This window comes from Anabaena sp. FACHB-83 (genome assembly GCF_014697485.1).
Lineage (GTDB): Bacteria > Cyanobacteriota > Cyanobacteriia > Cyanobacteriales > Nostocaceae > Nostoc_B.
The window spans coordinates 1-7,140 of sequence record NZ_JACJRY010000100.1 but is presented as its reverse complement, the minus strand read 5'-3'; the positions used below and the strand labels follow the sequence as shown (position 1 = coordinate 7,140).

Sequence of the window (7,140 nt, the reverse complement as noted above, 5' to 3'; positions counted from 1 at the left end):
TGTAGCTTATGGTTCTACCCTGGCTTCCTTCCGGTTTTCTTACTCAGATATCAACAGCACGATTCGGGCGTTGCAGCGATTACGCAATGTTGATGTGGCTAACAATAGTTGGGCTTATGTAGTTGGTTTTGTAGCTGATTTTAACAATCCAGTATTGGCTCAAGCAGGACAAGCTATTCAAGATGCGGCTCAATTTGGACGTAATGGCTTAGGAACTGCAATAGTATTTGCGGCTGGAAATAGCCGTGAGGGCGGTTTGAATACAAATTACTCAAACTATACAAACGCTCGCCAAGTCATTACTGTAGCGGCACTTGATCATAATGGCTTTGCCAGTCCCTACAGTACTCCTGGTGCATCTATTCTGGTTTCGGCTTTTGGTAGTGGGTATTATGGCAGTATTGTCACCACAGATCGTCAAGGATTTGAAGGCGAATATTCTGGAGACTACACCTATAGTTTTAATGGCACTTCCGCAGCCGCACCGCAAGTTTCTGGGGTAGTGGCTTTGTTACTAGAAGCCAATCGCAATTTAGGTTATCGAGACATCCAAGAAATTCTCGCCTATTCTGCTCGTCAAAACGATTTCTATAACCAAGGTTGGCAAATTAACGGCGCTAACAACTTTAATGGTGGTGGTTTACACGTCAGCCACGACTATGGATTTGGTTTAGTAGATGCTCATGCTGCTGTGCGTTTGGCAGAAACTTGGCAAAAGCAGAGTGTGTTTAGCAACGAGCAGTCTCTTTCTTACAGTTCTGGTAATTTAGGCTTGACGATTCTAGATAACAATGAGAATGGAATTACTCATACTTTAAATGTTGCTGCTGGTTTAGAGATTGATTGGGTGGAAGTAGACTTGAATCTGACTCATCCTTATCGGGGTGATTTGGTTGTTGATCTGATTTCTCCAAGCGGTATTGTTAGTACTTTGGTTAACCGACCTGGTAATAATGGTAATGGGCGAGACGGTGGAGATAATATCGTATTTCGGCTTTCTAGTAGCCAATATTGGGGAGAAAGCAGTGCTGGTGAATGGACATTGAGAATCCGGGATTTATTCCTGCCCTTAGATACTGGCATCCTTAATAGTTGGAATTTGCGTTTATATGGGGATACAGATACTGCTAACGACACTTATTTTTACACCAATGAGTATGGTTTTTATGGCACGACTACACTGAGTGATAATACTGGTACAGATACAATTAATGCTGCGGCGATTACTTCCAACTCCTACCTAGACCTCAATGCAGGTTCTACAAGTATTCTCAATGGAACTACGTTAATTATCAATACAGGAACTATCATCGAAAATGCCTTTGGAGGTGATGGTAATGACACAATTATTGGTAATAGTGCTGCTAACGTTTTATCTGGTGGTAGAGGTGATGATAGTCTGACTGGTGGTGCTGGTAATGATACATATACTGTTGATAGCATCGGAGATGTGGTTATAGAAAACGCGAATGAAGGTACAGATACGATTCGCACCTCCATCAGTTACACCTTGGGAGCCAATTTAGAAAACCTAATTTTGACAGGTACAGCCTCCATTAATGGCACTGGCAACGCTCTCAACAACTCCATTACAGGCAACAGTGGGAATAATACGCTCACTGGTGGTGCTGGCAATGATACATATATTGTCGATAGCATCGGAGATGTGGTTATAGAAAACGCGAATGAAGGTACAGATACGATTCGCACCTCCATCAGTTACACCTTGGGAAGCAATTTAGAAAACCTAATTTTGACAGGTACAGCCGCCATTAATGGCACTGGTAACACTCTCAACAACTCCATTACAGGCAACAGTGGGAATAACACGCTCAATGGTGGTGCAGGTAATGATACTCTAAACGGTGGTGCTGGCAATGATATTCTTGTTGGTCGTGCTGGTAACGATACACTCACTGGTGGTTTGGGAAGAGATAGCTTTAATTTCAATTCCCGGAATGAAGGTATTGATAGAATTACTGATTTTAGAGTAGTTGATGATACGATTTTTGTATCTGCATCTGGTTTTGGTGGAGGTTTAGTAGCTGGTGCAGCGATCGCGGCTAATCGATTTGTCATTGGTGCAGCAGCAACTACAAGTAGTCAGAGATTTATTTATAACAATGTAACAGGCGGCTTGTTCTTTGATGCCGATGGTACAGGCGCGATCGCCAGAATCCAATTTGCTACACTCAGTGCTGGATTGTCTTTAACCAATGCAGATATTTTCGTTAATACTTAAGGATTTTTAATCACTATAGGAATCCGATTTGATTTCTGAATCTAGTTGTGTAGGCAGGGAGTAGGGAATGGGGAGTAGGGAGTAGGAAAGAAGCTTGACCTGGGTGTACTGATTTTTGAACGAGGGTGATAGGCGATCGTACTTCCATGTTCCCCAATGGTAGGGGCGTACGGTCGTACTTAGATTTTTTCTCCAAATCAAATCGGATTCCTATAGATTGACCATACTAGCAAGCAATTTGGAATAATTTATTCTTGGGATTTCTGAATGAATATGTGGACTAAACGCATCCAAAGATTGTGTCTATTTTGTCTTGGTCTATTTCTGATTCTAGTACTTTCGATTAATCATGCCGCAGCACAATCACCGCCATTCTATTGGGAATTTATGAATGTTAATATTGCCGTCCAAACTAACGGCGATATGTTAATTACTGAAACGCAAAAATATACATTTACGGGAGACTATAAAAATCAACGTTACCGCTATATTCCTATTGATAAATTAGACAAAATCACCGAAGTTTCCGTATCAGAAAATGGTAAATTATTACCTACCGCAACAGGAGTTGAAAACAATCAACTTTGGATTCGTTGGGAACATCAACTCAACCCGCCTGAAAGTCATACTTTTGTTTTGAAATACCGTGTTATTGGCGGATTACACGTAAATGACAATAATGCAAAAGTATACTGGAAAGCTATCTTTGCTGATCGTCAAGCCTCTATCAAACAAGCAAAAGTAACCGTAGAGCTTCCTGAACAATTCGCTGCTAGTATCAAAGATTTTCAGAGCTATGGAGTATCCGCAGATATCCGTCAAGTGAATACAAAAATCATTGAGTTTGTTGCTCAAGATGCAATTGAACCAAAAAATGAGTTGGAAGTTCAGGTGACATTTGATCGCACAGGTACTAATGTAACGACTCCTCAATGGCAAAATTCACAGTTTCTGCCTAATTATAGTGGATTTTGGTGGCTTTTCTGGTTATTTTTCCTTGTTATCTTCTTGTTCAGTAGCTCTAATAATCGTTCTAGAGGTGGCGGTGGTGTCAGTGCCAGTAGCCACAGCATCTCTCATGGTGGCGGTGGCGGTGGTGGTGGCGGTGGCGGTGGTGGTGGCGGTGGTGGTGGCGGCGGTGGTGGCGGTGGTGGCGGCGGTGGTGGTGGCGGTTGAGTCAGGTTCACTCATTAAACAAACGTCGCACGCATTTGAGAATCACGAGTTGTAAAAAAAATCGCTCCTTATTCCCATCTTTGATAGTTTCTACCAATCCTCTGCGTTTTAATGATAAGAGTGCCTTTAAAATATCTCCATTGGTCGCATCACTGGCTAGGTTTAATAGTATTTCTTCACGGGTGAATCCTTGGATGTTTGTAGTCAAAAACTTAATCAGGATTTTTTCAACAGGAGAAATATACTTTAACCATTCGCTCACAAGTGGCTCAAATTCTCCAGCGACTATGGTTCCACAGGCTAAAAATTCTCCTACATCCCCAGCAAATAATTCGTGAATGAAATTAGCTGCCATATTCAAAAATAAAGGATTACCACCATATTGATTTACTAGTGCAACCCACTGTTGAGCATTAAAGGTAAGTCTATGATGTTGCAAAAGCTCAATTGCACCTTCCATGAGTCCGCCGAGAGGGAAAATAACTGCACCAGCAGCACTTAAAATATTTAATCCTTCGGGTTGCTCTCGACTAGTCAAAATTACACAACTATTATGAGTAGTTTGCACTACCGTGCGGAGAAATTCGGCTCCTAAAGGATACTGTCCAGCACGGAGAATCTCATCCCAACCATCAAAAACCATCAATGTTTGGGATTCTAACGCTTTAGGTGTATGGGTTGATAGTGATGTGAGATGAACCGAAAACCAGAGAGTTTGCTTAAACTGTGGCTGCAAAGCTGCTGCTAGTTTTGTGGCTATAGCGGTTTTACCAATACCACCAATTCCAGTAATCACCAACAGACGTGTTCCGCCCTCAACGGACTTGATTAGTGTCGCCAATTCGTAATCTCGCCCAAAAAACAAGGGAATGTCGGGTATTTGAGTGGTGCTAGATAAAGGTGATTTGAAAGGGCGATCAATTAATTCTTGCCAATTTAAACCCAAAACTTGACAGAATGCCTTGAACACTGAGGCATCAATTCCATCGCCCCTAAGAAATCGCTTCCATGTTGGTAAAGATACCCCTGCTACAAATACTTCTGCATTTTCCCAACTAAATTCAGGTTCGAGAATTTGACTTACTGCTTCTAACCAACGTGGGTCGTCAATTGTCCAAGCTTTTTCTTTACGCGCTTGTTTAACAATTTCGACTCCAGTCACTGAGAGTTTGAGGCTAGGCATTTAACGATTTAAAATTTTAAGTTATGAAACTTATTGATGCCAGGCATCCTAGCTGTTAGTTAATGATGTGCGAAATTCTTGTAGCTTCATTTTAGCTGATCAGTCTTGCGGTGAATACTCATCAATGAAGTTATCATCATCAATACGAAGAAACACCGAATGATTGAGTAGAGTAAGGGATAGACCAACTGTCTACCCTCACTCCAGATCACCAACAAAATTAACGGTAATCGATTCTAAAAATTATGCCCACTCAGTTCCACGGAAAGGGTAGTTTCTGGGAATGATGTACTCTAGTCCTTGAAGTAGGAAACCAAAATCGACCCGTGAGAAAGGATGAGTACCGATGTTTGCAAAGTATAAAAGATTATCGGGCTTGATTAAAAATACAGCAGGTTCGCTGAATAAGGCTGGTTCACTTTCAAAATGACCTTTGGTCAGATACAGTCCCCAACGTCGCATTTCATCGGGGGTGATGTCATAGCCAATGTTGATATTTTGGATGTTAGCTTGTTGTTGAAATTGTTGTGCTTTTTCTAGAGAATCACCACTGATAGCGATCGCTTCTACACCTAGTTTTTGGAAATCATCGAGTTTCTGCTCTAAATCACTAATATACTGTTGACAAATGGGACAATGTAACCCTCGATAAAATACAACCATTGTGTAGTTTTTCGGGGTTTGGTCAGCTAGTTTCCAGATAGTTCCATTTAAGGTTTTGACTTCCAAAATAGGAGCCAGATTTCCCATCAGCAGCTTTGGTGAGGTTGTTTTCTCAGATTGGGTAATCATGATTTTGTTTCCAATTTAATAGTTATATCTCGCGCTTGTTGGTTTTGTACTGTGCTGAATCCGGGTATTAATTTACATCACCTAAGAGCGCAGAAACGCAAATAAAAAATTAAATAAGCTTTTTTTAATTTCTTTGTTTAAAGATATTCAGATAATTGTAAAAATTAATAAAATGAATAATTAACTGCAAATTGAAGCAGTCTGAGACGCTTCAATGAATTGGTACAGGATATATAGGAATCCGGTTTGATTTCTGAATTTATTTGTGTGGTGCGCGTTCGCAAAGCGTCTCGCAGAGAAGCGCAGCGCAAGCGCGATAGGTAGGGAATAGGGAATGGGGAGTCGGGAGTAGGAAAGAAGACTGATCTGAGTGTAATGATTTTTTCAGAAATCAAATATCAGTCCTATAGACATAAAAAAAACTTATGCAATAACCAGATTGGTTGAGATAAATTATTAGATTGATTAATCAATAACAAAACTCTAGAGAAATTTTCCTTTCAGCCAGTTAAAAATAAATAATTAAAGGTATATGAAGCTATTTTGAAAAAAATATAAATTGCAAAAAACTAGCAAAAATTACTACCAATTTTTAATTTTTCAGGTAAGCTGACAAAAGCAGTTTTCATCCTCAAAACAATGACCGCAAGTAGTCCTACAATTTTGGCCTTAGACTTTGACGGAGTAATTTGCGACGGACTAATTGAATATTTTGAGGTCGCATGGTTAACCTACTGTAAACTTTGGTTGCCAGATAATGATACACCTCCCGATGACTTGGCTTTGAGATTTTACCGTCTCAGACCAGTGATTGAAACAGGTTGGGAAATGCCTGTTTTAATTAAAGCTTTGCTGGCGGGAATGTCCGATGAGGAGATTCTTCAGGAATGGACAACAATTACGCCACAAATTTTATTGAAAGATAACTTGCAGGCTAGAGAAATCAGTGCAAAACTAGATTACCTGCGGGATGAATGGATTGCTACAGATTTAGACGGCTGGCTAAGTCTGCACAGATTTTATCCGGGTGTGATTGAAAAAATCAAATTGACTCTGGATAGTCATGTACAGTTATTCATTGTGACTACGAAAGAGGGACGCTTTGTGCAGCAATTGTTGCAACAGGAAGGAGTGAATTTACCTCCGGCAGCAATTTTTGGCAAAGAAGTGAAGCGTCCGAAATATGAAATTCTGCGAGAATTAATTCAGGCAGCTAATCAACAGCCGGTGAGTTTATGGTTTGTGGAAGACCGAATTAAGACTTTGCAGTTAGTTCAACAGCAAGCTGATTTGGAGGATGTGAAACTTTTTCTGGCTGACTGGGGCTACAATACCCAACCAGAAAGAAAAGCAGCGCAAGATGACGAGCAAATTCAGTTAATATCTCTGTCACAGTTTACCAAAAACTTCTCTGATTGGTTGTCATAAATTTGTAGAGACTTGACACTCCCCGGCGTGAACGCACGGGGATTCTTGGATCTAAGACATAACTTGCTCATACAGGCTTTCACCAACAAGAGTAGAGGTTGCATCTCCCCAAGCGTTGCTTGCGTCTAGCGCAAAGGTTCCGGTATGCCCTACCGTACCCAATCCTCGACTAAGGATGATCCTGGCTGCGTTTTCATCCCTATCCATCACAAAACCACATTTACAAACGTGTGTCCTAGTGGATAGTGTTTTCTTCACAATTTCACCACAGCTAGAGCATTCTTGGCTTGTGTATTGCGGATTAACCGCAACCGTGACA

6 protein-coding genes are annotated in these 7,140 nt (G+C 40.9%); 3 read left to right on the top strand and 3 right to left on the bottom strand.

Annotated elements, in window-relative coordinates:
• Both H6G79_RS35910 and H6G79_RS35905 read left to right on the top strand, forming a co-directional pair.
• Window positions 1–2,242: S8 family serine peptidase (locus H6G79_RS35910; protein ID WP_191049431.1), on the top strand; the 2,242-nt coding region annotated here is incomplete at its 5' end.
• Between the two features lie 267 nt (window positions 2,243–2,509).
• The gene (locus tag H6G79_RS35905; protein WP_313934725.1) at window positions 2,510–3,418 is read left to right on the top strand and encodes a DUF2207 domain-containing protein; all 909 of its coding nucleotides are present in this window, start codon (window positions 2,510–2,512) and stop codon (window positions 3,416–3,418) included.
• Between the two features lie 7 nt (window positions 3,419–3,425).
• On the opposite strand, the gene H6G79_RS35900 is transcribed toward H6G79_RS35905, so the two are convergent.
• Both H6G79_RS35900 and H6G79_RS35895 read right to left on the bottom strand, forming a co-directional pair.
• Entirely contained in the window at window positions 3,426–4,601 is a 1,176-nt protein-coding gene (locus H6G79_RS35900; RefSeq protein ID WP_190595272.1) for an ATP-binding protein, read from the bottom strand.
• Window positions 4,602–4,844: 243 nt separating this feature from the next.
• On the bottom strand, window positions 4,845–5,393 hold the full coding sequence (locus tag H6G79_RS35895; RefSeq protein ID WP_190595273.1) for a redoxin domain-containing protein: 549 nt from the start codon (window positions 5,391–5,393) through the stop codon (window positions 4,845–4,847).
• A gap of 639 nt (window positions 5,394–6,032) precedes the next feature.
• Here H6G79_RS35895 and H6G79_RS35890 point away from each other — a divergent pair.
• On the top strand, window positions 6,033–6,821 hold the full coding sequence (locus H6G79_RS35890; protein WP_190595274.1) for an HAD family hydrolase: 789 nt from the start codon (window positions 6,033–6,035) through the stop codon (window positions 6,819–6,821).
• A 51-nt stretch (window positions 6,822–6,872) separates the two neighbouring features.
• Here H6G79_RS35890 and H6G79_RS35885 read toward each other — a convergent pair.
• The coding region (locus H6G79_RS35885) for a zinc ribbon domain-containing protein (protein ID WP_191049430.1) at window positions 6,873–7,140 on the bottom strand (268 nt) is incomplete at its 5' end.